Source organism: Actinomadura sp. NPDC047616, assembly GCF_040642915.1.
Lineage (GTDB): Bacteria > Actinomycetota > Actinomycetes > Streptosporangiales > Streptosporangiaceae > Spirillospora > Spirillospora miaoliensis.
The window spans coordinates 358,419-385,294 of sequence record NZ_JBEYTB010000008.1; the positions used below are offsets into that span (position 1 = coordinate 358,419).

27 protein-coding genes are annotated in these 26,876 nt (G+C 74.9%); 9 read left to right on the forward strand and 18 right to left on the reverse strand.

Going from position 1 to position 26,876, the window contains the following annotated elements:
• Positions 1 to 150: 150 nt before the first annotated feature.
• The 3 genes from ABZ801_RS21510 to ABZ801_RS21520 all read right to left on the reverse strand — a co-directional run bounded on the left by ABZ801_RS21510 (position 151) and on the right by ABZ801_RS21520 (position 3,085).
• On the reverse strand, positions 151 to 1,548 hold the full coding sequence (locus tag ABZ801_RS21510; protein ID WP_360700308.1) for a trehalose-6-phosphate synthase: 1,398 nt from the start codon (positions 1,546 to 1,548) through the stop codon (positions 151 to 153).
• 232 nt (positions 1,549 to 1,780) lie between these two features.
• Positions 1,781 to 2,575: a PCRF domain-containing protein gene (locus tag ABZ801_RS21515; RefSeq protein WP_360700310.1), complete on the reverse strand. Its 795-nt coding sequence runs from the start codon at positions 2,573 to 2,575 to the stop codon at positions 1,781 to 1,783.
• Between the two features lie 57 nt (positions 2,576 to 2,632).
• The gene (locus tag ABZ801_RS21520) at positions 2,633 to 3,085 is read right to left on the reverse strand and encodes a DoxX family protein (protein ID WP_344940713.1); all 453 of its coding nucleotides are present in this window, start codon (positions 3,083 to 3,085) and stop codon (positions 2,633 to 2,635) included.
• Between the two features lie 129 nt (positions 3,086 to 3,214).
• On the opposite strand from ABZ801_RS21520, the gene ABZ801_RS21525 reads away from it, so the two are divergent.
• Positions 3,215 to 3,691 carry a MarR family transcriptional regulator gene (locus ABZ801_RS21525; RefSeq protein ID WP_344940716.1) on the forward strand — a complete coding sequence of 159 codons (477 nt, stop codon included), beginning with the start codon at positions 3,215 to 3,217 and terminating at the stop codon, positions 3,689 to 3,691.
• Positions 3,692 to 3,695: 4 nt separating this feature from the next.
• On the forward strand, positions 3,696 to 4,790 hold the full coding sequence (locus ABZ801_RS21530) for an FAD-binding protein (protein WP_360700315.1): 1,095 nt from the start codon (positions 3,696 to 3,698) through the stop codon (positions 4,788 to 4,790).
• Here the strand turns inward: ABZ801_RS21530 and ABZ801_RS21535 are convergent, their stop codons facing one another.
• From ABZ801_RS21535 to ABZ801_RS21595, 13 genes are all read right to left on the reverse strand, one after another.
• Positions 4,791 to 5,414: an HD domain-containing protein gene (locus tag ABZ801_RS21535; protein WP_360700318.1), complete on the reverse strand. Its 624-nt coding sequence runs from the start codon at positions 5,412 to 5,414 to the stop codon at positions 4,791 to 4,793. It abuts the gene before it with no gap.
• Positions 5,411 to 5,932 carry a YbaK/EbsC family protein gene (locus ABZ801_RS21540; RefSeq protein ID WP_360700321.1) on the reverse strand — a complete coding sequence of 174 codons (522 nt, stop codon included), beginning with the start codon at positions 5,930 to 5,932 and terminating at the stop codon, positions 5,411 to 5,413. Before ABZ801_RS21540 ends, ABZ801_RS21535 begins: the two co-directional genes overlap by 4 nt.
• 70 nt (positions 5,933 to 6,002) lie before the next feature.
• A complete protein-coding gene (locus tag ABZ801_RS21545; protein WP_360700324.1) occupies positions 6,003 to 6,647 on the reverse strand; it encodes a response regulator transcription factor in 645 nt (214 codons plus the stop codon).
• Entirely contained in the window at positions 6,638 to 7,981 is a 1,344-nt protein-coding gene (locus ABZ801_RS21550) for a histidine kinase (RefSeq protein ID WP_360700326.1), read from the reverse strand. The genes ABZ801_RS21545 and ABZ801_RS21550 overlap by 10 nt, the downstream gene beginning before the upstream one ends.
• The gene (locus ABZ801_RS21555) at positions 7,965 to 8,699 is read right to left on the reverse strand and encodes a DedA family protein (protein ID WP_360700329.1); all 735 of its coding nucleotides are present in this window, start codon (positions 8,697 to 8,699) and stop codon (positions 7,965 to 7,967) included. Before ABZ801_RS21555 ends, ABZ801_RS21550 begins: the two co-directional genes overlap by 17 nt.
• A 145-nt stretch (positions 8,700 to 8,844) precedes the next feature.
• Positions 8,845 to 9,093, reverse strand: a complete 249-nt coding sequence (locus ABZ801_RS21560; RefSeq protein ID WP_360700332.1) for a hypothetical protein — start codon at positions 9,091 to 9,093, stop codon at positions 8,845 to 8,847.
• Positions 9,094 to 9,235: 142 nt separating this feature from the next.
• On the reverse strand, positions 9,236 to 10,621 hold the full coding sequence (locus ABZ801_RS21565; RefSeq protein ID WP_360700335.1) for a HAMP domain-containing sensor histidine kinase: 1,386 nt from the start codon (positions 10,619 to 10,621) through the stop codon (positions 9,236 to 9,238).
• Positions 10,618 to 11,337 carry a response regulator transcription factor gene (locus ABZ801_RS21570; RefSeq protein WP_360700339.1) on the reverse strand — a complete coding sequence of 240 codons (720 nt, stop codon included), beginning with the start codon at positions 11,335 to 11,337 and terminating at the stop codon, positions 10,618 to 10,620. The genes ABZ801_RS21565 and ABZ801_RS21570 overlap by 4 nt, the downstream gene beginning before the upstream one ends.
• A 119-nt stretch (positions 11,338 to 11,456) precedes the next feature.
• Positions 11,457 to 12,377, reverse strand: coding sequence for a trypsin-like peptidase domain-containing protein (locus ABZ801_RS21575; protein ID WP_360700342.1), 921 nt, complete (start codon positions 12,375 to 12,377; stop codon positions 11,457 to 11,459).
• Positions 12,378 to 12,446: 69 nt separating this feature from the next.
• A complete protein-coding gene (locus tag ABZ801_RS21580) occupies positions 12,447 to 13,394 on the reverse strand; it encodes a VWA domain-containing protein (protein ID WP_360700345.1) in 948 nt (315 codons plus the stop codon).
• Positions 13,391 to 14,389, reverse strand: a complete 999-nt coding sequence (locus ABZ801_RS21585; protein ID WP_360700348.1) for a DUF58 domain-containing protein — start codon at positions 14,387 to 14,389, stop codon at positions 13,391 to 13,393. The genes ABZ801_RS21580 and ABZ801_RS21585 overlap by 4 nt, the downstream gene beginning before the upstream one ends.
• Positions 14,386 to 15,558, reverse strand: coding sequence for a MoxR family ATPase (locus ABZ801_RS21590; RefSeq protein WP_360700351.1), 1,173 nt, complete (start codon positions 15,556 to 15,558; stop codon positions 14,386 to 14,388). The genes ABZ801_RS21585 and ABZ801_RS21590 overlap by 4 nt, the downstream gene beginning before the upstream one ends.
• A complete protein-coding gene (locus ABZ801_RS21595; protein ID WP_344940759.1) occupies positions 15,555 to 15,776 on the reverse strand; it encodes a hypothetical protein in 222 nt (73 codons plus the stop codon). The genes ABZ801_RS21590 and ABZ801_RS21595 overlap by 4 nt, the downstream gene beginning before the upstream one ends.
• 388 nt (positions 15,777 to 16,164) lie before the next feature.
• On the opposite strand from ABZ801_RS21595, the gene ABZ801_RS21600 reads away from it, so the two are divergent.
• From ABZ801_RS21600 to ABZ801_RS21620, 5 genes are all read left to right on the forward strand, one after another.
• Positions 16,165 to 16,746, forward strand: coding sequence for a hypothetical protein (locus ABZ801_RS21600; RefSeq protein ID WP_344940762.1), 582 nt, complete (start codon positions 16,165 to 16,167; stop codon positions 16,744 to 16,746).
• A gap of 115 nt (positions 16,747 to 16,861) precedes the next feature.
• Positions 16,862 to 17,101 carry a DUF5999 family protein gene (locus tag ABZ801_RS21605; RefSeq protein ID WP_344940765.1) on the forward strand — a complete coding sequence of 80 codons (240 nt, stop codon included), beginning with the start codon at positions 16,862 to 16,864 and terminating at the stop codon, positions 17,099 to 17,101.
• Positions 17,102 to 17,478: 377 nt separating this feature from the next.
• On the forward strand, positions 17,479 to 17,763 hold the full coding sequence (locus ABZ801_RS21610) for a hypothetical protein (protein WP_344940767.1): 285 nt from the start codon (positions 17,479 to 17,481) through the stop codon (positions 17,761 to 17,763).
• A 72-nt stretch (positions 17,764 to 17,835) separates the two neighbouring features.
• Positions 17,836 to 20,994: a BTAD domain-containing putative transcriptional regulator gene (locus ABZ801_RS21615; protein ID WP_360700355.1), complete on the forward strand. Its 3,159-nt coding sequence runs from the start codon at positions 17,836 to 17,838 to the stop codon at positions 20,992 to 20,994.
• Positions 20,995 to 21,104: 110 nt separating this feature from the next.
• A complete protein-coding gene (locus ABZ801_RS21620) occupies positions 21,105 to 22,661 on the forward strand; it encodes an MFS transporter (protein WP_360700358.1) in 1,557 nt (518 codons plus the stop codon).
• Positions 22,662 to 22,712: 51 nt separating this feature from the next.
• On the opposite strand, the gene ABZ801_RS21625 is transcribed toward ABZ801_RS21620, so the two are convergent.
• Both ABZ801_RS21625 and ABZ801_RS21630 read right to left on the reverse strand, forming a co-directional pair.
• Positions 22,713 to 24,641, reverse strand: coding sequence for a M48 family metallopeptidase (locus tag ABZ801_RS21625; RefSeq protein ID WP_360700361.1), 1,929 nt, complete (start codon positions 24,639 to 24,641; stop codon positions 22,713 to 22,715).
• A 194-nt stretch (positions 24,642 to 24,835) separates the two neighbouring features.
• Complete coding sequence (locus tag ABZ801_RS21630; RefSeq protein WP_344940780.1) at positions 24,836 to 25,249, reverse strand: ATP-binding protein; 414 nt, start codon at positions 25,247 to 25,249, stop codon at positions 24,836 to 24,838.
• Positions 25,250 to 25,730: 481 nt separating this feature from the next.
• Between ABZ801_RS21630 and ABZ801_RS21635 the strand changes: the two genes are divergently transcribed.
• Both ABZ801_RS21635 and ABZ801_RS21640 read left to right on the forward strand, forming a co-directional pair.
• Positions 25,731 to 26,654, forward strand: a complete 924-nt coding sequence (locus ABZ801_RS21635) for an SPFH domain-containing protein (protein ID WP_360700364.1) — start codon at positions 25,731 to 25,733, stop codon at positions 26,652 to 26,654.
• Entirely contained in the window at positions 26,651 to 26,875 is a 225-nt protein-coding gene (locus ABZ801_RS21640; RefSeq protein ID WP_344940786.1) for a hypothetical protein, read from the forward strand. The genes ABZ801_RS21635 and ABZ801_RS21640 overlap by 4 nt, the downstream gene beginning before the upstream one ends.
• Position 26,876: the final 1 nt, after the last annotated feature.

Consider the following 26,876-nt stretch of genomic DNA (forward strand, 5'->3'; position numbering starts at 1 on the left):
GAAGAAGCGCGCGAGGTGTTGCGCCGGTGGGCGCGGTCGCCTCAAGGCCGGGCGGCGTGGAGGGTCCGAGCGGGGGGCCGTCCTTTCGGGTGGGTCAGGGTCGCGTTGCTCAGGGGTTCGAATGTGGTGTCCCCCTGGGGGGACGGCGGGTCAGTTGACCCGTTGCGGCTGTTCCAGGGCGCTGAGGAAGTCCTGGGCCCAGCGGTCGACGTCGTGTTCGAGGACGCGCTTGCGCATCGCGCGCATGCGGCGGGCCTGTTCCGCCGGGTCGGCGTTCATCGCGGCCAGCATCGTGTTCTTGAGCCCGTCGATGTCGTACGGGTTGACCTGGAAGGCCCGCTTGAGCTCGGCGGCCGCGCCGGCGAACTCGCTGAGGACCAGGGCGCCGCGCAGGTCGTCGCGGCAGGCGACGTACTCCTTGGCGACCAGGTTCATGCCGTCCCGCAGCGGGGTGACCACCATGACGTCGGCGGCCAGGTAGAGGGCGGCCAGCTCGGCGCGGTCGTAGGAGGTGTGCAGGTAGTGCACGACGGGGAAGCCCAGTTCCCCGTAGTCGCCGTTGATGCGGCCGACCTGCTGCTCGATCTGGTCGCGCAGCAGCTGGTACTGCTCGACCCGCTCCCGGCTGGGCGTGGCGATCTGCACGAACACCGCCTGGCCCGGCTTGAGGTGGCCGTCCTCGAACAGCTCGCCGAACGCCTGCAGGCGCTGGGCGATGCCCTTGGTGTAGTCGAGCCGGTCGACGCCGAGCAGGATGGTGGGGTCGCCGAGGTCGGCGCGGATCTCCTCGGCCCGCTCGCGCACGCTGGGCTGGGCGATGAGCGACTTGAGCTCGCCCACGTCGACAGAGATGGGGAACGCGCGCGCCCGCACGACGCGCTCCTCCCACAGCACGTCCTGGCGGAAGTGCCGGGCGTCAAGCAGGCGGCGGCACAGCCGGACGAAGTTGGCCGCCGCGCCGGGCAGCTGGAAGCCGACCAGGTCGGCGCCCAGCAGGCCCTCCAGGATCTGCCGCCGCCACGGCATCTGCCAGAACAGCTCCAGCGGCGGGAACGGGATGTGCAGGAAGAAGCCGATCCGCACGTCGGGACGGCGGCGCCGCAGCATGGCCGGGACGAGCTGCAGCTGGTAGTCCTGCACCCAGACCACGGCGTTCTCCGCGGCCACCTCGGCCGCCGCGTCGGCGAACCGTTCGTTGACGCGCACGTAGGCGTCCCACATCTCGCGCGAGTACACCGGCGGGGCCACCACGTCGTGGTAGAGCGGCCACAGCGTGGCGTTGGAGAACCCCTCGTAGTAGAGCTCGACGTCCCGCCTGGTCTGCTTGACCGGCCACAGGGACATGCCGTCCTCCTCGAACGGCTCCAGCTCCTCGTCGGGCGCGCCCGCCCATCCGATCCACGTGCCGTGACGCCGGCGCATCACCGGTGCGATGGCGCTGACGAGGCCCCCCGGGCTCCGCCGCCAGGACGCCGTCCCGTCCTCGCCGACCACCCGGTCCACCGGCAGCCGATTGGCCACCACCACGAACTCACTACCGTGCGTCACCAACGCACCGCCTTCCCAGGAATCTTGACGATCACATGCCCAGAAACGGGCATCTGGAACTTCTCGTCATTCTGCCGTGATCCATATGACATCGACATGACAGGGCGGTCGACGTAACCAGTCGGTACATATCGGTACAGATAGTGGTATGCCGGGACCTGGCAACTCTTCCGGCCGCTTTCACGCGGACGTCCCGCAGCGGGCGTTCGTCCCCGCCCGAAACGAGGCCCGGTCAGTGGGTGCGGGTGACCTCGCCGGAGCGGGCGGAGGCGATGTGGTGGTACGCGGGGTCGGCGGGGGTCAGCGCGGCGGCGGCGAGCCGGGCGTGCACCTGACGCAGCGCGTCCGCCCGGGCGCGGCGCTGGTCCTCGTTGACGCCGAACGCGGCGATGCCGGACGGCGTGTGGTCGACCCGGATCGTCGTGGGGGCGCCGGGGTCGCGCGTGCAGAGCAGGCCGATGGTCAGAGCGCCGGGGTCGGCGGTGGCGTCGGGGACGTCCGGCAGGACCGTCACCCGCGCGAGGGCCCTTCCCTTGGCGTGCAGGCCGTTGTCCGTTTTCAGGGCCGCCCAGGCGCCGGGGCCGCCCTCGCCTGCCGTGATCCCCAGGACGGCGTGCGGGCGGGGAGCGTCGAGCCGGCCGTCGAGGGGTGTGACACGCCAGCCGGGGCGGGCGGCGGCCTGGTAGTGCCGGGCGAGCCACAGCGCGTCGTCCGACACGGCGTCGATGAAGAGGACGACGTCGTTGGGGTCGTAACGGTCCCAGCCCGCCAGCCGCGCGGACAGGGCGTCCTGGAGGGCGGCCGACCGGGCGGCGAGGGCGGCGGCTTCGGAGTGCCACTCCAGCTCGCGCGCCGCCGTCAGGTCGTCGCGCGTGCTCCGCAGGTGGACGGCCGTCTCGTACAGCGGACGCAGGTGGTCCCGGCGGCGTCGCAGCAGGCGGGCGAGCCCGTGGTCGCGGTGGACGGCGGGGTCGCACAGGCGGGCGTCCAGCGCCGCGTACTCGGCGATGATCTCCCGCTCGTCCACGCCTCCATGATGCCGGGCGCCGGGCCGGCGGAAGGACCCGGCGCCCGTGCGGGACCGTCAGGTGCGGGCGGGCTCGCGGCCGGACGCCTCGCGGCGGCCGAAGACGACGGCGTCGACGCCGAAGCGGCCGCCGCCGGCCAGGGCGAGCAGCAGGCAGGTGGCGCCGAGTGCGAGGACGAGCTCGTAGCCCCCGTCACCGGCGAACAGGCCCTTGTCGGCGTGCGCGTACCAGAACGCGCCGGCCATGTCGACCGCCAGCAGCACGCCGGCGACCGGGACGAGCACCCCGAGGACGAGCGCGGCGCCGCCGAGCAGCTCCACCCACGTGGCGAACGCGGCCGACAGCGACGGGAACGGGATGCCGAGGCCCTCGAACATCGCGGTGACGCCCGAATGCCCGGTCTCGGTGAGCTTCTGCCAGCCGTGCGCGATGAAGATCACGCCGATGGCCAGGCGGCCCACCAGCAGACCCGCGTCGGGCAGGTAGGGGAAGCGGCGAGCGGGGTTCATGCTCTCCTCCTGCGAGATAGGCGGCCGCCGCACGCGCCGGACGGCGGCGCATACGGCGGCGGAAATAGTTCAACTCTCAACCGACGCTAGCAACATTTAGTTCAAATCCAAACCAACTATGATGGTGATGTGACAGGCACCTCACCCCTCGATCCCCGGCAGATGCACGCCTGGCTGGGCTTCCTGACCGCCTCGCACCTGCTGGAACACGAGATCGAACGCCAGCTCAAGCGCGACGGCGGGCTGTCGCACGCGGAGTTCGAGGTGCTGGTCCGGCTGGACTGGGCCGAGGGGCACCGGATGCGCATGTCCGACCTGGCCCGCGAGGTGATGGTCTCCAAGAGCAGGCTGACCTACCAGGTGTCGGGGCTGGAGAAGGCCGGGCTGGTGCGGCGCCGGCCGTGCGACGCCGACCGCCGCGCGGTGTGGGCGGAGCTGACCGACGAGGGCGCCGCCGCGCTGGCCCGGGTCCGGCCCGGCCACCGGGCGGTGGTGCGCGAACTGCTCATCGAGGAGCTGTCGGACGACGAGCTGGAGGTGCTCGGCGAGGCCCTGAACCGCGTGGCCGACCGGCTGCGCGAACGGGCCCGGCAGCGCAAGCGGTAGCGCGGTGGACGACTTCGGCGGCATCGTCCGCACCTCGCCGCTGCGCGTGGCGCGTCCGTCGTGCGCGCGCGACGTGGCCGACGCGGTGCAGCAAGCCGAAGCGGACGGCCTGGCGGTGGCGGCGCGCGGGTGCGGGCATTCCACGGCGGGCGAGTCGCAGGCCCCGGGCGGCGTCGTGATCGACATGCGCGGCATGCGGGCCGCCCACGAGGTGGGCCGCGGGCACGTCACCGTGGACGCGGGCGCGACGTGGCGGGAGGTGCTGGACGCGACGCTGCCGCACGGGCTCACGCCGCCGGTGCTCACCGACCACCTCGACCTGACGGTGGGCGGGACGCTGTCGGCGGGCGGTGTGGGCGGGGCGTCCCATGTGCACGGGACGCAGGCCGCCAACGTGCTGGAGCTGGAGGTCGTCACCCGGCAGGGCGAGATCGCGGTCTGCTCGGCGTCGCGCCGTCGCGGGCTGTTCGACGCGGTGCGGGCGGGCATGGGCCGGTACGGCGTCATCACGCAGGCCACGCTGCGGCTGGTCGCGGCGCCCGAACGGGTGCTGGTGTGCACGGTGCCGTGCCGGGACGCGGGCGAGCTCGTCGGCCTCCAGCGCCGCGTCCGGGCCGATCACGTCTCCGGCCAGGCCAAGCCCGCCGAGGCGGGGTGGCGGTTCGAGGCCAAGGCCGTGGTGTACGACGGGACGCGTCCGCCCGAGGGCGTGGAGCCGTCCGAGGTGGAGCGCCTGGCCTACCGCGACTTCGCCGACCGGATGCGGCCCGACGTGGCGGAGCTGGTCCGGCTGGGCGAGTGGGCGCGGCCGCATCCGTGGGCGATGGTGTTCCTGCCCGCCGCCCGCGCGGCGGAGCTGATCGGCGAGGTGCTCGCCGGGACGACGGCCGGCGATCTGGGGCTCAGCGGCGTCGTGCTCGTCAAGGCCCTCAGGATCGGCCGCGTGCCGATGCTGCGCTCCCCCGCCGACCCGGTGCTGTTCGGCATGCTGCGCACCGCCTCGCCCGGCTGCCGGACGGCCGCGGAGATGACGGCCGCCAACCGCCGCCTCCACGAGCGGGCCACCGCCGCCGGCGGCACCCCCTACCCCGCCGCCTGATCAGCCGTGTTCCTCCGCCCGGCCTTCCCGAGCCGCCTGCCCGTCCCGGACCGGGTGGGCGGACTGGAAGGCCAGGCGGTCGTCGGCGCGGGCGGCGATGCGGTCGAGCACGTCGTCGAGCTTGAGGAACGTCTCCCAGGCCTGCTCGCCCGAGGCGGCGGCGAGCCGGTCGACGACGCGTTGCTCCAGGTCGGGGACGCGCTTGGCCTTCCAGACCTTGTCCGCGAGGCTGACGAGCAGGTCCTCGATCGTGACGCCGTCGCCGTCCCAGGCGGCGTGGGTGCGGGCGAACCGCGCCAGCCTCTCCTCCACGCCGTGCGCGCGCAGCAAGTCGTGGCCCGCCGGCTCGTGCCGGGCGCCGGGGCCGGACAGCTCGGCGGGATGCAGCACCTTGCCGATGTCGTGCGTCGCCGCGCCGAACAGCACCGCCTCCGCGTCGACCGCGACGTCCGGGTACGTCGCGGCGACCCAGTCGACCAGCTCGCCGGCCGCCTCGTGCACGGCGCGCAGGTGGGCGGCCAGCCGGGGCGGGGCGTTCAGCTCGGCCAGCAGGCGGGCGGCGTCGACGGGCAGCGGCGGCGGCCCGGGTGCCGTCAGCGCGCGTCGCAGGGCGGCCGAGGTCACGCCTGGGCCAGTGCGATGACCTCGGCGCCCGGCAGCGCGGCCAGGGCCTTGCCGGGCACCAGCAGCTTGGACCCGCGGATGCCGCTGCCGACGACGGCCCGCGGGAGCGCGGCGGCCGCCTCGTCCACCAGCACCGGCCAGTCGCCGGGGACGCCGAACGGCGTGATGCCGCCGTACTCCATGCCGGTGAGGGAGGTCGCCTCGTCCATGGGGGCGAACGACACCTTGCGCGCGCCCAGGTGCCTGCGCACCGCGCCGTTGACGTCGGCGCGGTCGGTGGCCCGCACCATGCACGCGGCGTAGCGGACCTCGCCGCCCCGCTTGGCGGCGACGATCACGCAGTTGACGCTGGCCTCCAGCGGCACGTCGTAGTGCGCGCAGAACTCGGCGGTGTCGGCCAGGGCCGGGTCGATCGGCGCGACGTACGCCTCCGGCACGTCGCGCACGGCCGCGACGACCGGCTCGGCGAGCAGGCCGGCCCGTTCGGCCGCGGGCACCCAGTCCAGCTTTCCCAGCATCGTTTCGTCTCCCCCTGTGTCGTTTCGCGTCCCAACAATGCCATGCCCGGCCGCCGTCGCGGGGCGGGCGTCAGGAGCCGAGGTAGCGCAGGACGGCCAGGACGCGGCGGCTGTAGCCGGCGGCCTGGGACAGGTCGAGCTTGTCGAAGATGGCGTTGACGTGCTTTTCGACCGCGCTCTGCGACACGTGCAGGTGCGCGGCGATGGAGGCGTTGGTGTGCCCCTGGGCCATGTGGTCGAGCACGTCGCGTTCGCGGGGCGTCAGGCGGCTCAGCGGATCGGCGTGCGAGCTGCGCATCACCAGCCGGCGGACCACCTCGGGGTCGAACGCGGCGCCGCCCGCGCCGACCCGCTCCAGCGCGTCCAGGAACTCGTCGACCTGCGCCACCCGGTCCTTGAGCAGGTAGCCCACCCCGGTGGCGTCGGCGGTGATCAGCTCGGTGGCGTAGCGCTTCTCCACGTACTGCGACAGCACCAGCACGCCGATGCCGGGACGGCGGCGGCGGATCTCCAGCGCCGCGCGCAGTCCCTCGTCGGTGTGGGTGGGCGGCATCCGCACGTCCACCACGACCACGTCCGGCGGCTCGGCGTCCACCGCGTCCAGCAGCGCCTGCCCGTCGCCGACGGCGGCCGGCACCTCGTGCCCCTCCTCGGCCAGCAGCCGGACCAGGCCCTCGCGCAGCAGCGTGGAGTCCTCCGCCAGGATCACCCGCACGGCAGCGCCGCCCGGATCACGGTGGGGCCGCCGGACGGGCTGTCGACGGCGAACGCGCCGTCCAGCGCGGCGACCCGGCGCGCCAGCCCGGCCAGCCCGGTGCCCGCCGGGTCGGCTCCCCCGGCGCCGTCGTCCTCCACCCGCACGAAGATCATTCCGTTGCTCCCTGTCTCGGCGGCGTCGTCCCGCAGCGTCCGCATGGCCCCGGCGGCGCCGGCGGCCCCGCCGACGACTCCGCCGACGGCTTCGTCGGTGACCCCGCCGGTGTCGCCGTCGGCGACGCGGACGGTGACGCGGGACGCGCCCGAGTGCTTGGCCGCGTTGGTGACCGCCTCGCACACCACGAAGTAGGCGGCGGTCTCCACCGCGTGCGGCGGGCGTCCCGCCACGTCGTAGTCGATGGTCACCGGGACGGACGAGCGTTCGGCCACCGTCTCCAGAGCCGCCCGCAGCCCCTCCCGGTCGAGGGCCGCGGGGTAGACCCGCCAGGCGACCTCCCGCAGGTCGCCGAGGGCGCGCTGCGACTCCTCGTGCGCCTGGCGCAGCAGCTCGCGCGCCCGTTCGGCGTCCCCGGCCCGCCGCGCGCGGCCGATCAGCATGCCCAGGGCCACCAGGCGCTGCTGCACGCCGTCGTGCAGGTCGCGTTCGATGCGGCGGCGCTCGTCGTCGACCGCCTCCACCACGGCGGCCCGGCTGACCGCCAGCTGCGCGATGCGCCTCTCGTACTGCTCCAGCGGGCTCGGCCCCAGGCAGCGCCGCGCCACGCCCCGTTCCAGCACGGCCACCCCTATCAGCCCCTGGACGGCCAGGAACAGCAGCACGGCCGCCATCACGAGCATGTAGGCGACGATCCCCGGCTCCGGGGGAATGTGGTCCAGGTAGTCGCCGGAGACGCTCCAGCTGAAGATGAGCGCGGTCATGGCTCCCGCGCCGTACGTGGTCAGCGTCAGGATGATGCCGCCGAGCAGGCCGACCGGGACGCGCAGCAGCAGGTACACCAGGGCGCGCACCGGCTCGTACCCGGCGGGCTGCTCATGGCCGAGGAACACCGTCAGCCGCCGCCGTTCCAGCCCGGTCAGCGCCGTCGCCGCGCCGGTCACCACGCGGGGCACCGGCCGCCGTCCCCGGGAGAACGCCAGCGCGCACACCACCAGTGGCCCGGCCACGGCCAGCAGCACCAGCTCCACGACCGCCGACACCGCGCCCAGGCACAGCCCCGCCAGTGTCCGCGCGGACATCCGCAGCAGACGCGGGAAGGGGCCGCGACGCCGCTGCGGTGGCGGCGGCGCGGCCCCGTCCACGTCCACGCCCGCCCGGTCAGCCGACGTGCTCACCCTGGGAGCTGCGGGTCCGCCGGTGCGCCCCCGGCGGCTGGCCACCCTTGCCGCGCCCCTTCACGATGCGCACGATGAGGAAGACCACCACCGCCAGCCCGGCGAGCCCGACGACGACCTTGGAGTAGGTGCCGACGTACTCCTCCACCAGGTGCCAGTTGTCGCCGAGCTGGTAGCCGGCCAGCACGAAGATGGTGTTCCAGATGGCGCTGCCCGCCGCGGTGTAGAGCAGGAACGACGTCATCGGCATGCGCTCCACGCCCGCGGGCACGGAGATGAAGCTGCGGAACAGCGGGATGAACCGGCCGAAGAACACCGCCTTGCCGCCGTGCCGGGCGAACCACGCCTCGGTGCGGTCCAGGTCCTCCAGCTTCATCAGCGGCATCCGCGCCACCAGGCGGCGGATGCGGTCGCGGCCGATCAGGGCGCCGATCCAGTACAGCGCCAGCGCGCCGACCACCGAGCCGACCGTCGTCCAGATCAGCGCGGCGACCAGGCTCATGTCACCGCGCGCCGCGGTGAACCCGGCCAGCGGCAGGATCACCTCGCTGGGCAGCGGGGGGAAGAGGTTCTCCAGGGCGATGGCCGCGCCCGCGCCGACGGCGCCCATCCGCTCCATCAGGTCGGTGGCCCAGCCCGCGATGCCGCCGGTCGGCTCGGCGGCGCCGCCCGCGTCCGCCCGGCCTGCGGCGAGCGCCAAGTGCGTGATTGCGATCATGTCCCAAAGGCTACGGATGCCGGAGTGTGCCCCGCCATGGAAACGACCGCCCGGCTCACCGGCCGTGTGCCGCACCCTGACGCCTGCGGAAAACCACAGGATACCCGCAAAGGCCGGGACGCGGCCGTGATCGGACCGAACCGGGTCAGGTCAGGGCGGCGGACGCGTCGCCGCGGCGGGACGCCAGGTGCGCGCCGCGCTCCCACTCGTCCTCGAACGCCAGCACGGTCGCCATGACCGGGCCGCCGGCCGGCGCGTCCTCCCGCGTGATCACCACGTGGCACAGGCCGCCGCGTTCGGCCAGGTAGACGGCCTGCTCGGCGTCGCGTTCGTAGAGCCGGACGCCGTGGAAGCGGGCGATCACCTCGTCGAACCGGACGGTCTGCCTGCGCATGCGCGCCTCCCCCTCACGCCCTCCACGCCGTCCCGGGCGCCGGGCGGGCGGCGTCCGCCGGGACGCGGGCGCGCACGGCCCGGGCCGGGCACCGACATTCCCTCATCCCCGTGTTGCGGGCTCGTGTCGGCCGGATGAAGGCTCACCGAACGGGACGCCGCGCGGTCCCGTCGTCGGACGGCAGCGGGTCGACCTCCGGCGGCGTCGCGATCGCCGGCGGCCCGGAGCCCGGCGTCCCCGCGGTGCCCGCCGACACCGGGAACCACAGCACGAACGTGCTGCCGGCGCCGGAGGCGGAGAACAGCCGCACGTGGCCGTTGTGCGCCTCCACGATGCTGCGCACGATCGCCAGGCCCAGGCCGGTGCGGCGGTCCCGGTCGCGGGAGCGGCGCGTCTCGGGGCCGCGCCAGAACCGGTCGAACACCCGGTGCTGCTCCTCGGCGCGGATGCCGGGCCCGGCGTCGCGGACCGCGATCCACTGCCAGCCGCCCATCCGGTCGGCGGCGACCGTGATGGTCGACCCGGCGGGCGCCAGCCGCACCGCGTTGGACAGCAGGTTGCCCACCGCGCGGCGCAGCGCGTCGTGGTCGCCGATCACCGTCAGCCCGCGCCGCAGCCGCCGCTCGACGGTCATCCCGCGCGCCGCCGCCAGCGCGTCGAACTCCTCGGCCGCCTCCCGCGCGGCCAGGCCCAGGTCCACGTCGTTGTCGTCGAAGGCCGGAGCCGAACGGCGCGCGGTGGCCAGCAGGTCCTCCACCAGGCGGGTCATGCGGGTGGTGGCGCGGTCGACCACCTGCACGGCGCGGCGCCGGTCCTCGGCCTCGGCGTCGGCGTCGCTGAGCACGGTGTCCAGGTTGGCCCGGATGATCGCCAGCGGGCTGCGCAGCTCGTGCGAGGCGTCGTCGATGAGCCGGCGCTGCGCGTGGAACGCCGCGTCCAGCCGGTCCAGCATGGAGTCGATGGTGTCGGCCAGGTAGCGCAGCTCGTCGCGCGGCCCGGACAGGCGGATGCGCCGCGACAGGTCGGTCGCCTGGATCTCCTCGGCGGCGCGGGCGATCGCCCCGACGGGTTTGAGCGCCCGGCCCGACAGCACCCAGCCGATGCCCAGGCTGGCCACGAACAGCCCGCCCAGCGTCAGCAGCGAGTAGTGCTTGAGGGTCTGCTGGGTCTCGTAGTTGACGGCCTGCTCGACCTGCTGCACCTTGACGACCTCGACCTGCCCGAGGCGCTGCTGGCTGCCGTCCGGCATCTGGACGACCTTCTCGGCGTTGAAGGTCTTGGTGATCGGCTGGGCGTCGGTGCTGCGCGCCACGGCCCAGTAGACGCCGCCCAGCACCACGGCGGTCAGGGCGAACAGCAGCGTGGAGTACAGGACCGTCAGGCGGAACCGGATCGACTGCATCGGCCCCGGCAGCCGCCAGCCCGCGGGCGGGCGGGGCCGCCACCGGCGCGGCGGCGGGCTCTCCAGGTGCTCGGCGCGGTCGAAGCCTTCGGCGGGGCCTTCGGTGGGGCCTTCGGGGGTGGTCATGACGGCCTCGCTGGGGTGGTGGCGGCGTCGCTCTCGCGCAGGCGGTAGCCGTGCCGCACGACGGTCTCGATCAGCTGCTCCTCGTCGGAGGCGGCGAGCTTGCGGCGCAGCGTGCCGACGGTGACGCGCACGGTGTTGGTGAACGGGTCGGCGTTCTCGTCCCAGACGTGCTCCAGCAGTTCCTCGGCCGACACCACCTGCCCGGGACGGCTCATCAGGTACCGCAGGACGGCGAACTCCTTGGGCGTCAGCTGCAGGCGGCGCTCGCCGCGGAACGCCTCCCGCCGCCCGGTGTCCAGGCGCAGGTCGCCAACGGTCCACACCGCCGACCCGCCGCCGGAGTCGCGGCGCAGCAGGGCCCGCACGCGCGCCAGCAGCTCGGGGAACGCGAACGGCTTGACCAGGTAGTCGTCGGCGCCCTCGTCCAGGCCGCGCACCCGGTCGGCCAGCCGGTCGCGCGCGGTCAGCATGAGGATGCGCAGGTCCGGGCCGCTCTGCCCGTCCAGCTCGCCGCTGCGGATCCGGCCGCACAGGTCGAACCCGTCGCCGTCGGGCAGGTTGAGGTCCAGGATCATCAGGTCGTAGGCGGCGGCGTAGAGCTTGTGCGTCGCCGTCTCGACGTCGGGGGCGACGTCGACCGCGTAGTCGGCGCGGACCAGCCCGTACCGCAGCGCCTCGACGAGGTCCTCCTCGTCCTCGACCACCAGCACCCGCATCCGATGCGCCCTCTTCCCGAGCCGAGGGGCCGGGTACGGCCCCGTTCCACCATGACGGCCGCCACGGCGGCCACCTACCTCGACAGCCGCCTCGACGGCCACCTCGACGGTATGACGTGTCAGCGGATGAGCCGCTGCGCGCCGTCCACGGCGCGATCCGCGGGGATCGCGAAGCCGATGCCGCCGACCTGCCCGCGCGCGATCGCGGTGTTCACCCCGACGACCTCACCGCGCGCGTTGACCAGCGGGCCGCCGGAGTTGCCCGGGTTGATCGACGCGTCGGTCTGCAGCGCGCTGCGCCGCCCGCTGTCACCGAGGCTCACCTCGCGGCTCAGCGCGCTGACGATGCCGCTGGTGACGGTGCCCTGCAGGCCGAGCGGCGAGCCGAGCGCCAGCACCGGGTCGCCCACCCGCACGTCGGCCGAGCGGCCGAACGTCAGCGGCGGGGGGCTGTCCCCGGCCGGGATCGCCAGGACGGCCAGGTCGTTGGCGGGGTCGGCGCCCACCACGCGCGCCCCCAAGCGACGCCGGTCGGCCAGCACCACGGTGACCTCGCCCGCCCCCTCCACGACGTGCGCGTTGGTCAGGACGTGACCGCCCCGGTCGATCACGAATCCGGACCCGGTGCCGCGCGAGCGCGCCGACCGGGTCTCCACCGACACCACGCTCGGCTGCACCCGCGCCGCCACGTCGCTGAGGTCCCCGGCCCCGCCGTTGACCGGCCCGGCGGTGGACCGGGCGATCGGCGCGGCGGCGGCCCGGTCGCCGGTCAGCCGTCCGGCGGCGGCGCCGGCCGCTCCCCCGGCCAGCAGGCCCGCCACCACCGCGACCACGACGGCGCGGCCCGGCCCCCGCCGGTTCGGGCCGCTCCCGCCGGGCCCGCCGGGGTCGTCCTGCCGCGTCCACGGGGCGGGCGGCGCCGGGACGCGGAACGGGTCGCCGCCCTGGGGCCAGGCGGGGGCGGGCGGGGCGGGCAGGAAGTCGGGGCCGCGCGGCTCGCCCAGCCCGAACCGGGCGTCCCCGTGCGCTTGGTGACTCATCAGGCTCCTTCGATGCTCAGGGCGGGCTCACGGCGGGATCCGGCGGGCTCACGGCGGGATCCGGCGGGCTCACGGCAGGCGGGAGAACCACAGCAGGGACCCGGCGGACACGGCGACCGACAGCAGCAGCCCGGCGGCGACGAACCACGCCCAGATCTCGCGCTGCTCGACGCGGTAGCCGATGCTGCTGCCGATGTCCTCGTAGACGCGGCGCAGCTCGCCGCCGGACGCGGCCTCGTAGTAGCGGCCGCCGGTCTCCTGCGCCAGGCGTTCCAGCGCGGGCCCGTCCACCGGCACCGGGACGGCCGTGCCGTTCTGGTACATCACGCCCTCGGCGGTGCCGTAGGCGATCGTGGACACCGGGATCCCGGCCCCCAGGGCGCGCTGCGCGGCGTCCCTGGGGCTGCGTCCGGCGGTGTTGGTGCCGTCGGACAGCAGCACGACGCGTCCCGGCGGGGGCTGCCCGCCGAACTGCGCCCCGAACCCGGCGATCGCGTCCAGCGAGACGATCACGCCCTCGCCGATCGCGGTGCGCGGGCCCAGCGTCAGCCGGTCGATGCCGGCGAGCATGGCCCGCCGGTCGGTGGTCGGCGGGACCAGCACCGACGCCGTCCCGGAGAAGGCGACCAGGCCGACGTTGAAGCGCGCGGGCAGCCGCTCGACGAAGGTGCGGGCGGCCTGCCTGGCGGCGGTCAGCCGGTCCGGCTGGACGTCGGTGGCCTCCATGGAGTGCGACACGTCGACCGCCACCATGATCGTCGCCTGCTCGCGCGGCACCCGCACGTCCGCGGCCGGACGCGCGAACCCGGTGACGAACAGCCCCAGCATCAGCAGGAACGCCGCCGCGGGCAGGTGCCGCCGCCAGCCCGGCCGGGTCGGCGCCACCCTGTCCAGCAGCGCCAGGTTGGTGAAGCGCACCGCGTACCTGCCGCGCCGCACCTGCGTCACCACGTACGCGGCGATCAGCACGGGCAGCGCCAGCAGCAGGAGCAGCCGCAGTGGTTCCAGGAAGCTCACGCCGCACCCCCTCCCGGGGCCGGCGGCGCCCCGGACGCCGGGCCCGCCGCGGGCGGCGGGGCGGCGGCCGCGGCCGTCCTGCGCTGGGTCAGCACGTGCCGGACCAGGTCGCGGACCCAGTCGCCGTCGGTGCGCAGCCGCAGGTGCGCCGCGCCCGCCGCGCGCAGGCCCGCCGCGATCTCCGCGCGCTGCCGGGCGGCGGCCGCCGCGTACCGTTCGCGCAGGCGGCCGCTGGCCGTGGGGATCTCGCGGCGCCGTCCCGTCTCGGGGTCGACGACGGTGAGCATCCCCACGTCCGGCAGCGTCAGCTCGCGCGGGTCGACGACCTCGACGGCCAGCAGCTGGTGCCGGGCGGCCAGCAGCCGCAGCGGACGCTGCCACGACGCCACCGGGTCCAGGAAGTCGGAGACCGCGACGACCAGGCCGCGGCGCGCGGCGCCGGTGCGGCGCAGCAGGCCGGCGGCCGCGCCGAGGGAGGCGGAGGCGCTCCCGTCGCCTCCGCGCCCGGGAGCGCCGCGCGGGACCGCCAGCAGCGTGCGCAGCAGGCCGAGCAGGTGCGGCCGCCCGGTGCGCGCCGGGACGTGCAGCGGGCCGTCGTCGCGCACGATCTGGGCGCCGATCCGGTTGCCGGCCCGCTCGGTGAGGAACGCGACCGCGGCCACCGCGAACACCGCCAGGTCGCGCTTCTCCAGGCGTCCGGTGCCGAAGTCCATGCTGGCGGTGGCGTCCACCAGCGCCCAGGTCTCCAGCTCGCGGTCGGCGACGCGGTCGCGCACGTGCGGGACGGTGGAGCGCGCGGTCAGGTTCCAGTCCATCGTGCGGACGTCGTCGCCGGGCACGTACTCGCGTCCCTCGGCGGGCTCTGACCCCGGTCCGGGCAGCAGTCCCAGATGGTCGCCCTGCAGCAGCCCGTCCAGGCGCCGCGTGACGGTCAGCTCCAGGCGGCGCAGGGCGTGCTCGGGGGCCAGTTCCCGCAGGGCGGGGGTGGGGTTCATGCGGCCCTGCGCTCCTCTCCCTGCGGGCCGGTCTCCTCGGGGGCGACGCGCGGCGCGGGCACGGCCGCCACGATCCGGTCGACGATCGACCGCACGCCCACCCCGTCGGCCAGCGCGTCGAACGACGGCACCAGCCGGTGGGCGAGGACGTCGCCGGCCAGGTCGCGCACGTCGCCGGGCAGGACGTACTCGCGGCCGCGCAGCAGGGACAGCGCCCGTCCGGCCGCGACCAGCCCGAGGGAGGCGCGCGGCCCCGCCCCGTAGGCCAGCAGGCCCGCGACCTCGGGGACGCCGTGGCCGACCGGGTCGCGGGTCGCCGCCACCAGCCGCACGGCGTACCGCGCCACCTCGTCGTGCACGAAGACGCCGGTGGCGGCCTCGCGCAGCGCGGTGACCTCGCCGGTGTCCAGGATGCGGTCCGGCTCGGGCGGCCGCACGCCCATCCGGTACACGATCGCCAGTTCCTGCGCCTCGGTCGGATAGCCGACGTCGATCTTCAGCAGGAACCGGTCGCGCTGCGCCTCGGGCAGCCGGTAGACGCCCTCGGACTCGATCGGGTTCTGGGTGGCCAGCACCAGGAACGGGCGCGGCACCGGGAACGTGCGGCCCGCGATGCTGACCTGGCGTTCGGCCATCACCTCCAGCAGCGCCGACTGCACCTTGGCCGGGGCCCGGTTGATCTCGTCGACCAGCACCACGTTGGCCATCACCGGGCCGAGTTCGATGTCGAAGCTCTCGGTGGAGGGCCGGTAGATGCGGGTGCCGACGATGTCGGCGGGCACCAGGTCGGGGGTGAACTGCAGGCGGGCGAACGACCCGCCGACGACGGTGGCCAGCGTCTGCGCGGCCAGCGTCTTGGCCACGCCCGGCACGCCCTCCAGCAGGCAGTGGCCCCCGGCCAGGACCGCGACGAGCATCCGTTCGATCATCCGGTCCTGGCCGACGATCACACGCTTGACCTCGAACAGCGCCCGTTCGGCCAGCGCGCTGGCCGGCGGCCGGACCCGGGCGGCGTCGATGCCGCCGGCGCGGCCGCCCGGCGCGGCGTCCCCGCGGAGGCCGCCGGTCGCGACGCGATCGTCCGTCCAGAGGTCTCCGCGCTCGCGCGCCGTCCCGGCGGGGGGCTCGGGCGGCGTGCCCGGCGTGCCGTGCTCCTCCGGCCGGCTCATTGCGTGCCGGCGGCCTGGTTCGGGCTCTGCCCGTGGCGCCACGGGCAGTCCTTGCCCGGCTGCCCGGCGTCCTGGGCCTGGTAGTCGACGATCCGCAGCTCGGTGCGGCCCGGTTGCGGCCCGGTGTCGGCCAGCGCCGCGCTTCCGGCGACGAGCGTTCCGGCCCCCGCCAGCCCGGCCGCCGCGATCACGATCTTGGTACGTCCGCTGAGACTCATGCTCGCCGTCCCCTCGCTCTCCGCTCGGTGGTGTCCGGCCGCCTCCGGCCGGACGGCACACGACGATCACAGCAAGCCGGGGCGAAAACGAACTTAAGGACGCCGCGGCGCCGCGGCCCCCGCAGGCGCCCGAAACCCCCCACCGGCGAGAGATGCGTCACGCTGCCGGGCGCCCGCCCGCAGGGCGCCGGGCACGCCGAATCCGCAGGCCGCCGCGGGCGCGCGTGACGGGACCGGGGCGCCGGGCGGCGGCACCCGCCCGATCCCGCCGAAGATTCTTTTCTGATCGACTTTTCCGTTAACTGCCTTTCTTGTAGCGTTCGCAGCGTTTTGTAAACCGCTTTCCTGATCTTGGTCCCCCGCCACAAGATCGCGAAAGGAGATCGCGATGCCCACGGCGACAGGCCTGGCCGCGGCCGCGCTCCTCGGCCTGCTGACGCTGCTGGCCGCCGCGTGGCTCGCGACCGGGCGCTCCCCCCGGCTGTCCGCCGCCACGGCCGGGCCCGCCGACACGCCCGGAGGCGCCGCCGGCGCCCCGGACGCCGGCGACGGCTCGGCCGACCATCCCGAGTCCCTCACCGCCGTCCTCAACCAGGACAGCGAGGAGTACCTGGCGTGGCTGGCCGACCACCTGTGGCCCGGCGACGAGTACCTGGACCTGGAGCAGGAGTGGCGCGTCGAGCTCGGCGCCGGCGAGCTGCCCGAGCCGTACGAGTCGCCGCTGTGCCCGCAGTGCCGCCTGCGCCGCGAGGACGTGTGGCCGTGCCCGCACTGCGGCAGGCTGCTGCACCCCACCTGCGGCCACGGCATGCGCCGCCGCCGGGTCGAGCGCCCGTACCGCGCCCAGGGCGCCGGGTCGGAGGCCGTCGTCGGCGAGTGGATCTGCACCGGCTGCCGCTCGGTGGTGGGCCTGGACGTGGCGGGCGGCGACGAGGCCGGGGGCGGCGAGGCGGGCGACCTGCTCACCTGAGCCCCTCGCTAAACGCCAGGAAGGTAAAGATTCCGCCATCCGCTTGCGAGTTTCGGTCGACGGTCTGCAAACTCGAGGTATGTCCTAATTCTCAGGACATCCGTGGAGGTATCCCGTGACCGCTCAGCGACTGCCGGCCTGTGTCCACCAGCCGCCCTGTCCAGGGCCGGACAGCGTCGACCACGACGCCGCCCGCATCGTGGCCAGCCACCCCGAGCAGGGTTGGAGCCTCCTGTGCAACGGCATCGTCCTCTTCGAGGACACCGGCGAGCTGCTGCCCGACGGGCGTGTGATCGCACCGCACCGTCCCACCCCGCACCTGCGCCGCGCCGCTGCGACAGCGACGGTCTCCTGAGGTGAGCGCCCCGCCGCCCGGCACCGGCGGCGCACGGCTCATCGACCAGAACTCCCCGAGGTGAGGCGCGTACCGCCCGCCTCCCCGCACCACCCCACCCGCCATCGCGGGGCATGTCCCATCTGACGTGCGGGCCTCGGCCGCCCTGCGGCCGAGGCCCGCACGTGTTTTCTTCCGGGACGGACCAACGGCCGCCGCGCTGCCGCGCGGCGCGTTGAGCTGCTGGAACACGCCCCGCGCGTACACTTTCACGCGTCGCCGGGCCGCCCCGGCGACGCGCCGTCACGGCATGTCGTCTCCCCGCCGCCCGATCCGGTCTTGTAGCGTTCAGTTGTTTTGCTCCTTACGCAAGGTTCTTCGCGGAAGGGCGGCGCGGCGTGTTCGTGGTCCTCGTCCTGGTCTCCCTGACCTGCCTGCTGTGGGCCGGCCGGTGGGTGCGCCCTGCCGCGCGTCCTGGCATCCCCCTGATCTCGCCGGGCGGCCTCGGCGGGCCCGACGGGGCGGGCGGGTACCCCGAGTCGATGACGGCCGTCCTCGACCCCGCCGACGAGGAGTACCTGGCCTGGCTGGCCGACCACCTGTGGCCCGAGGACGAGTATCTCGACGTCGAACTCGGGATGGGCGACGGCGAAGAGGAGCCCGGGGGCGGCCTGCGCCGGTGACCCCCGGGCGGGATCCCGCGTTCGACGGCCGGCGACGCACGGCGAACCGTTCCATACGGGAGAATCGTCGCCATGCGGTTCGGCGTTCTGGGGACGGTGGAGGCGCGTCTGGACGACGGGCGTGCCGTGGCCGTCGGGGGCCCACGTGTGCGCGCGCTTCTGGCCCTGCTGCTGATAGACGCGGGCCGCGTCGTCCCCACCGAACGGCTCATCGACGGCCTGTACGGGGAGGATCCCCCGGCCGGGGCGGCGAACGCGCTGCAGTCCCAGGTGTCGCGTCTGCGCCGGGCCTTGGGCGACGCGGAGCTTGTCGAGGGCACCGCCTCGGGTTACCGCCTGGCCGTCTCGCCGGACAGTGTGGACGCCCACCGCTTCGAGCGTCTCGCCCGTGAGGGACGCGACGCCCTGGCCAACGGCGACCACACCCGCGCCACGGCGTCGCTGCGTGAGGCCCTGAGCCTGTGGCGGGGCCCCGCCCTGGCGGACGTGCCGTTGCCAGGCGGTCAGGCCGCACGCCTGGAGGAGTCGCGGATCGCCGCCATAGAAGACCACGCCGAAGCCGCACTCGCGCTGGGGGAGAACGCATCCCTGCTGTCCTCCCTGCAGGAGGTGGTGGACGCCCACCCGCTGCGCGAACGCGCCCGGGGGCTGCTGATGCGCGCCCTGTACGGCAGCGGACGGCAGGCCGAGGCGCTCACCGTCTATGAGGACGGGCGGCGGATCATCGCGGACGAACTGGGAGCCGACCCGTCCGCCGAACTGTCGGACCTGCACCTGTCGATGCTGCGCGGCGACCTGGACCGGCCGCGCCCCGCTCCCCCCGACCACGCCTCGCTGCCCGCGCAGCTGACCAGCTTCGTGGGGCGCGAGGAGGAGCTGCGGCAGGTGGGCAAGCTGCTCGCCGAGGCGCGGCTGGTGACGCTGCTGGGGCCGGGCGGCGCCGGCAAGACGCGGCTGGCGGTGGAGGCGGCGGCACGCGACCAGGGCCCGGTGTGCTTCGTCGACCTGGCCCCGCTGGGCGCCGGGGCGGAGGTGCCGAAGGCGCTGCTGGGCGCGCTCGGCCTGCGGGAGAACCCGGTACGGCCGGAGGCGCCGGGCGAGCCGTCCGGGCATCCCGACCCGGTGGGACGGCTCGTCGCCGCGCTGACCGGCCGCCGCATGCTGCTCGTCCTGGACAACTGCGAGCACGTGATCGAGGACGCGGCGCGGATCGCGCACCGGCTGCTGAGCGCCTGCCCGGACCTGCGCGTCCTGGCCACCAGCCGGGAGGCGCTGGGCGTCACCGGCGAGTCGCTGCGGCCGGTGCCGCCGCTGCCGGTGCCGCCCGCCGAGCTGCCCCCCGAGCAGGCCCTGCGCTACCCGGCGGTCCGGCTGTTCACCGACCGCGCCGCCGCCGTGCGGCCCGGGTTCACGGTCGACGACGCCACCCTCCCCGCGGTGCTGCGGATCTGCGCCGCGCTGGACGGGCTGCCGCTGGCGATCGAGCTGGCCGCGGCGCGGCTGCGCTCCCTGCCGGTCGCCGAGGTCGCCGCACGGCTGGACGACCGGTTCCGGCTGCTGTCGCGCGGCAGCCGCGCCGCCGCGCCCCGGCACCAGACGCTGCGCGCCGTCGTCGAGTGGAGCTGGGACCTGCTCGACGAGGAGGAGCGGCGGCTGGCCCGCCGCGTGACCGTGTTCGCCGGCGGGTTCTCCCCCGCGGCGGTGGCCCGGATCTGCGACCTGCCCGAACCCGACGCCGACGAACTGCTGATCGGCCTGGCCGACAAGTCGCTGCTGCAGCCCGAGCCGGCCCCGGCGGGCGTCCGCGAGGGCACCCGGTACCGCATGCTCGACACCGTCCGGGCGTTCTGCGCCGAACGGCTGGAGGAGGCGGGCGAGCACGACCGGGTGCGCCGCGCCCACGCCGAGTACTTCCTGGAGCTGGTGCTGACCGCCGACCCGCACCTGCGCGGTCCCGCGCAGCTGGAGTGGCTGGAGCGGCTGGCCGCCGAGCACGGCAACCTGCACGCGGCGCTGCGGCGCTGCGTGCACGCCGACCCGCCGCTGGCGCTGCGGCTGGTCGCGGCGCTGTCGTGGTACTGGTGGCTGCGCGGCCGCGTCGAGGGCGCCGCGCTGGCCGCCGAGCTGCTGCGCGTGATCGGCCACGAACCGCCGGACGGCCTGGAGGAGGAGTTCGTGGCCTGCGTCGCCAACGCGGTGTCGGGCGGGTCGGTGGTGATCGGCGGGGACGCGCGCCCGCTGCTGGACGCGGCGTCGTCCGCGCTGCGGCGTCTGGACCGCGAGCTGCGGTATCCGGCCACGCTGGTGCTGTGGGGGCTGACCATCGGCCCGATGGACGACGACCCCACGGCGTACGACAAGCTGATCGGCTCCGCTCCGTGGACGACGGCGCTGATGCACATGAGCGAGGCGTTCGTGCGGCAGTTCCGCTCGGAGACGTCCGCGGCCGAGGCCGAGTGCGAGGCCGCGCTCACGGGATTCCGAGCGGTGGGCGACCGGTGGGGCATCGCCAACACCCTGGACCAGCTGGCCCAGCTGACCGCGTGGCGGGGCGACCGCGACCGCGCCCGGCGGCTGCTGGACGAGGCCCTCACCATGATCGAACCGCTCGGCGCCATGGAGGACACCGCCGACCTGCTGTGCAGCCGGGGCTTGATGTCCCTGCAGGACGGGGACCTGGCCGCCGCCCAGGCCGACTTCACCACGGCCGTCGGGCTGGCCCGCCGGTCGGGCGTCCCCGACAAGGTCGCCGCCGCGTACAACAGGCTCGGCGACGTGGCGCGGCTGCGCGGCGACCTGGCCGAGGCCCGCAGGCGGTACGAGGCGGCGATGCACGCCTTCGGCAGCGAACGGTTCCTCGCGCTGGCCACGCGGTCGGCGGCGCACGTCGGGCTCGGCTGGGTGGCCACCGCCGAGGGCGACCTGGACACCGCGCGGCGGCTGCACCGCCGGGCGCTGGACATGTCGTTCGACCACCCCATCTTCCTGCACCGCGCGGAGGCCGTCGTGGGGCTGGCGGGCGTCGCGCTGCGGGAGGGCGACGCCGAGCGCGCCGCCTTCCTGCTGGGCGCCGCGGCCGCGCTGCGGAGCGGCCACCCCGACGGCACGCCCGACGCCTCACAGGTCACCGCGCGGGTGCGCGCGCTGCTCGGCGACGCCGCCTTCACGTCCGCCCACCACCGCGGCGCGGCCCTGCCCCCGGACGAGGCCCTCGCCGCCGCCCGCGCCTAGCGTCTCCCGGCGGCCGCGCACCGCCCCGGCCACGCACCGTCCCGGCCGCGCACCGTCCCGGTCAGCGGGCGGTGCGCCGACGGTCAGCGGCGGGCCCGACGCTGCCGTGCATGAACACCTCAGCCATCCCGCCCCACCGCAAATGGGGCACGTTCGTCATCGGGTGCCTGCTCATGGTGGTGCCCGGCATCGACCTGACGGCGCTCAACCTGGCCGTCCCCCACATCACCGCCGACCTGGACCCGTCGGCCACGCAGATCCTGTGGATCGCCGACATCTACGGCTTCGCGCTGGCCGGGCTGCTGATCACGATGGGCGCCGTCGGCGACCGCGTCGGGCACCGCAACCTGCTGCTGACCGGCGTCGCCCTGTTCGCCGCCGCGTCCGCGCTGACCGCCTACGCCTGGAGCGCCGAGCTGCTGGTCGCGGCGCGCGCCCTGCTCGGCGTGGCCGGGGCCACGCTGATGCCGTCCGCGCTGGCGCTGATCCGCCGCGTGTTCACCGAGCCCAAGGAGCGCACCATGGCGGTCGGCGCGTTCATGGGGTCCGGCGCGCTGGCGGTCGGGCTCGGCCCGGTGCTCGGCGGCGGCCTGCTGGAGCACTTCTGGTGGGGCGCGGTCTTCCTGATCAACGTGCCGATCATGGCGGTGATCCTGGTGGCCGGGGCCGTGCTGCTGCCCGGCTCGCACGGGCCCGGACACGGCCGGGTGGACGCGCTGAGCGTGCCGCTGTCGGCCGCCGGGGTCCTCGGCATGGTCTACGCGATCAAGGAGGCGGCGGTGCACGGGCTGGACGTCGCGCAGGTGCGCGTGGGCGTCGCGGTCGGGGTCGCCGGGCTGGCGCTGTTCCTGTGGCGGCAGACGCGGCTGGCGCACCCGATGATCGACGTGCGGCTGTTCCGCCGGGTCACCTTCACCGGCTCGGTGGCGATCAACATGTTCGCGATGTTCGGCCTGGTCGCCCAGTCGCTGATCTTCTCGCTGTACTTCCAGCTGGTGCTGGGCTGGTCGCCGCTGTGGGCGGGACTGGCCGGGCTGCCCGGCGCGGTGGGCGCCGCGGTGGGCGGCGCCGCGCTGGCCGCGCCGCTGATCTCCGCCGTCGGCCGGGCCCGGACCGTGACGATCGGCATGGTCGTCAGCGGCGTGTCGTACGCCACGTTCATCGGGTTCGGCACCGACCCGTCGTACCCGCTCATGGTGGTCCCGATGCTGCTGGGCGGCCTGGGCATGGGCATGGCGATGACCGTCACCGGCGACACGGTGCTGGCCTCGGTGCCCCGGCGGCGCGCGGGCTCCGCGTCGGCGATCGCCGAGACCGCCACCGAACTCGGCGGCGCCCTGGGCATGGCGGTCCTCGGCAGCGTGGTGACCGCCGTCTACCGGCACAGCCTGGACCTGCCGTCCGGCCTGCCCGCGGGCGCCGAGCACGCCGCCCGCGAGTCCCTGGCCTCCGCCGCGGGCACCGCCGCGGGCCTGCCGCCGGACCTGGCCGCGCGGCTCCTGGACGCCACACGGGTCGCCTACGTCGACGGCATGCACGCCGCCATGCTGGCCAGCGCCGCGGTGATGGCGTGCGTCGCGGTGACCGCGCTGTTCACCCTGCGTTCCGTGCCCAAGGTCATCCCGGACGAGGCGCACGACGACACGCCCGTCCCGGCGGCCATCTGAACGGCGGACGGCCCCGCCCAGACGGGGGGCGTCCGCCGTCTCGGGCGAGCCTCAGAGCTTCTCCTGCGACCAGGTGATGCGGGGGCCCAGCAGCGAATGCAGGATCTTCATCGCCTCGGCGGGCTCGGTGCACGGCGGCTTGCCCTGGACGCGGACGGCCGCCTGCCGACGGACGCCCTGGTCGTCGGTCCAGGCGCAGTCCACGCTGAGCGTCCACTTGTCGCCCTTGGCCCACATCGCGGCACGGGTGACGTCCTTGGCGCCCAGCAGCCAGTTCCCGTCGCGTTCCAGCAGCTCGGCCGGGCTGGAGCGCAGCATGTGCTCGGTGCGCTGGTGCCATGCCGTCTGCGACATCCCGCCGCGCATGACCTCGGTGCCGGACAGGCGGACGAACAGCAGCCCCACGTCGAGCACCAGCGCGTCGTAGTACTCGCCGTCCTGCTCCACCGCGTACAGGACCCCGAGCAGGTCGATCGACGCGCGGTCGGGCCGTGGCGGGCGGTAGGCGAGGTCGACCCCGGCCTGCCGCAGCCAGGACCGCAGTCCCGGCACGTGCCGCGGGCCGATCTGCTCGGGCACGACACGGGACATGTCGATCTCCGTGCCGTCGTGGGCGACGGGCCGGGCGGGCGCCCCCGACCAGGAGAACCGGTACCGCACGCTGCCCGCCGCCAGCAGCGCCGAGGTGAACAGGCCGATCACGTGCCCGCGCAGCACCGCCGCGTGCGCCTCCCCGACCCGGTCGGGCGGCAGTTCGGGCAGGTCGCGGCACAGCTCGGCGGCCAGCGCGGGGCCGCCGCCGCGTTCCAGCAGGTCGAGCACCGTCCCGAGGGTGGGCGCCGGGCCCGGCGCGCCCGTCACCCGCTCGACCTGCTCCAGCAGCCGCGTGCCCTCCTCCGCCGCCTCCAGCGCGGCGGACCGGCACACCAGCTCGGCCCAGTCCAGCACGGTGGCCTCGTCGCCGAACATGGCCTGGCGCATGGCGTGCGCGGCGCGGTGCGGGTCGGTGAGCAGCGCCGTCGCCAGCCGCTGGTCGGGGCGCAGGCCCTGCGGCTCGGGGCAGCGTCCGATCGCCTCCAGCCGTTCGGCGAGCGTGGGATGGGAGTCGTAGGGGTCGCGCTCCTCGGGCTGGCGCAGCACCTCGGCCATCTCGCCGCGGCGGCTCGGCTCGGCCAGCAGCGCCCGGAAACCGCCGAACAGGTCGGCCGGGGCCAGGCCGTACCGCACGCCCGCGCCCGCGAACCGGTCGAGGAAGAACGACCAGGCGGCGGCGGTGGCACGCACCTGCTGCAACGCGGTGGCCGCGGCCGCGCGCCCCGCGATCTGCACCATGAACCGGTCGGCCTCGATCTCCTGCCGGCGCCGCACCCCCTGCGAGACCCGGAAGTAGAGCTTGGCGTAGGCCTCGAACACCCGCCGCGCGAACGACGAGCCGGACAGGGCCTCGACGGTGTGCGCCAGCGACACCGCGCCCCGGTACGTCAGCCCGCCGAGCCGGGTGTGCCGCCCGCTGTAGTGGCCCAGTTCATGGCCGAGCACCGCGCGCATCTGGTCGATGGTGAGGGTCTCCAGCAGCGGCACCCCGGTGAGCATGTACCGGCGGCGCCCCCGCAGCCCCAGCCAGCGCGTGTCCTCGCTGACGGCCGCGTTCACCTCGGGGACGAACAGCACCTCGTCCGGCGGACGCGTGCCCACCCGCGCGGCCAGGTCGTCGATCACGTTCCACAGCACGGGCTCGTCCGCCCGGGTCACCGGGACCCCGGCCGGCCGCTCCGCCCGCTGGCGCACCGCCCGCACCATCGCCCCGAGCAGCGGGACCGACACCGCCAGCATCACCAGCGTCAGCTTGATCGTGCCCGCGTTCGGATACCGGACGGTCAGCACCGCCGCCGCCACCGCGAGCCCCAGGAACACCAACGCCAGCAGGTAGTACCCCGCCAGCAACGCCACCGCCACCACGGCCCGAACCACGATCGTCACGCCGACCTCACCGCGCACATCCCCTGACCTCGAAGAATCCGCTCATGATCCCGCCGCCCCCGGACCGGGTCAAACCATCCCCCTTCTCGTGACCACACGGTCACCGAAAGCGCCCTCCGGCGTTCCGGGAAGGCCCGGCCGCCCGGAGCGCGAAGGCCGCCTCCCGGCGCGGCCGAGCTAGGAGCGGCAGGAGGTCATCGCAGCCACTCCCCCGCGAACATGGCGGTGACCGTGCGGCCGGAGTCGTCGCCGTACCAACCCCAGCTCGTCGCCAGGTGGGAGACGGTCCGCAGGCCGCGCCCGCTCTCGGCGAGCTCGTCGACGTCCCGGACGGTGGGCTCCCCGGGGCCGCCCTGGTCGGTGACGGCCACGGCCACACCGCTGCAACGGCCGAGGACCTCGACGGTGAACAAGCCGTCCCCCTGCCCCGACTTGGTGTGCCGCAACGCGTTGACGACGAGTTCGTCCACGGCCAGCAGCACCTCGTCGAGTGCGGGGAATCCGGTCAGCAGGCAGGAGGTGAACCGCCGTGCGGCGCGGGCCTGTTCGGCGTCACCGGGAAAGGACCGGAGCCAGTAGAGGGCGGTCGGGGGTGTCGTCAGAAGCATCGGATACCTCGGGGTCGGAGATCTGGCGTGACCTCTCGGAAGGGCAGCGCCATTTCATGCTCACACCAGAACCCGCGACAGTCCGTCAGTGCGGCTGTCGAATCACCGCGACGGCCTCGTCATCACCACGTATCGCGGAAAATTCTCATCCCGGGCGTCTGGCGGCGGGCACCACCGGGCGGCGGGGGCGAAAGTTTCCCCGCAAGAACGCATGACAAAGTCGCCGGCCGCAGCCGAACAGACTGTCGGCACCTTTCGCACGCGGCCCCCGAGCCCCATCCGACCATCGCCGTCCGGGGCCGTCGCGCGGCGCACGCCACCGCACCGCCGGTCGCCCAGCCGGCCGAGGAGCGGGGCCGGCGCCGTGGACGTGCCGGGCCCCTCACCCTGCACGGTCATCCGGTGACCGGCCGCCCGCCGGGGAACGGATTGGAAAAGTGATATCAGTTTGATAGCTTGGTGCCATACCGAGAGGAGCCGGATGATGAAGGTCGACGGGGGTGCCGCCGGGCTGGCGGAGCTGCCCAAGGTGGACGTCGCCGAGCGGGAGGCGCGCAACCTCAGCGGATGGCCCATGCTGCTGCTGGCGCTGGGGCTGATCGTGTTGGCCGCGGTGGCGGTCGGGCTCGGGGTCGTGGCGGGAGGCTCGGCGATCGCGGTCGGGCTCGTGACCGGCAGCGTGCTGCTGGTGGCCGGGGTGGTGGTGGCGGCGGGGCTGACGCCGGTGGCGCCGAACGAGGCCCGGGTGCTGCAGGTGCTCGGGCGCTACACCGGGACGGTCCGGACCGACGGGCTGCGCTGGGTGAATCCGATCAGTGAGCGCAAGCGGGTGTCGACGCGCATCCGCAACCACGAGACGGACCGGGCGAAGGTCAACGACCTGGACGGCAACCCGATCGAGATCTCCGCGGTGGTGGTGTGGCAGGTCGAGGACACCGCGCGCGCGGTGTTCGCAGTGGACGACTTCGTGGAGTTCGTGGCGTTCCAGACCGAGGCCGGGCTGCGGCACATCGCGGGCAGCTTCCCCTACGACGCGCACGACCGGCTGTCGCTGCGCGACAACGCCGACGAGATCACCGCCAAGCTGTCGGAGGAGCTGACGCTGCGGGTCGCCGCGGCCGGGGTGCGGATCGTCGAGTCGCGGATCACCGGGCTGGCGTACGCGCCGGAGATCGCGCAGGCCATGCTGCGCCGCCAGCAGGCGGGCGCCGTGGTGGCGGCGCGGCAGCGGATCGTCGAGGGCGCGGTCGGCATGGTGCAGCTGGCGCTCGACCGGCTGGACGAGGAGAACGTGGTCGAACTGGACGAGGAACGCAAGGCAGCGATGGTCAGCAACCTGCTGGTCGTGCTGTGCGCCGATCGCGACGCGCAGCCGATCGTCAACGCCGGCTCGCTCTACCAGTGACGGACCGCAAGAAGATCCTTTTGCGGCTGGATCCGGCCGTGCACGACGCGCTGGCCCGCTGGGCGTCCGACGAGCTGCGCAGCACCAATGCCCAGATCGAGTTCCTGCTGCGCAAGGCGCTGGCCGACGCGGGGCGCATGCCCCGCGGGGCCGCGCGGATGCGGCGGCCGGGCCGGCCGCGCAAGGACGGCGACGACACCGGGCGGAAGGACGAGGACTAGG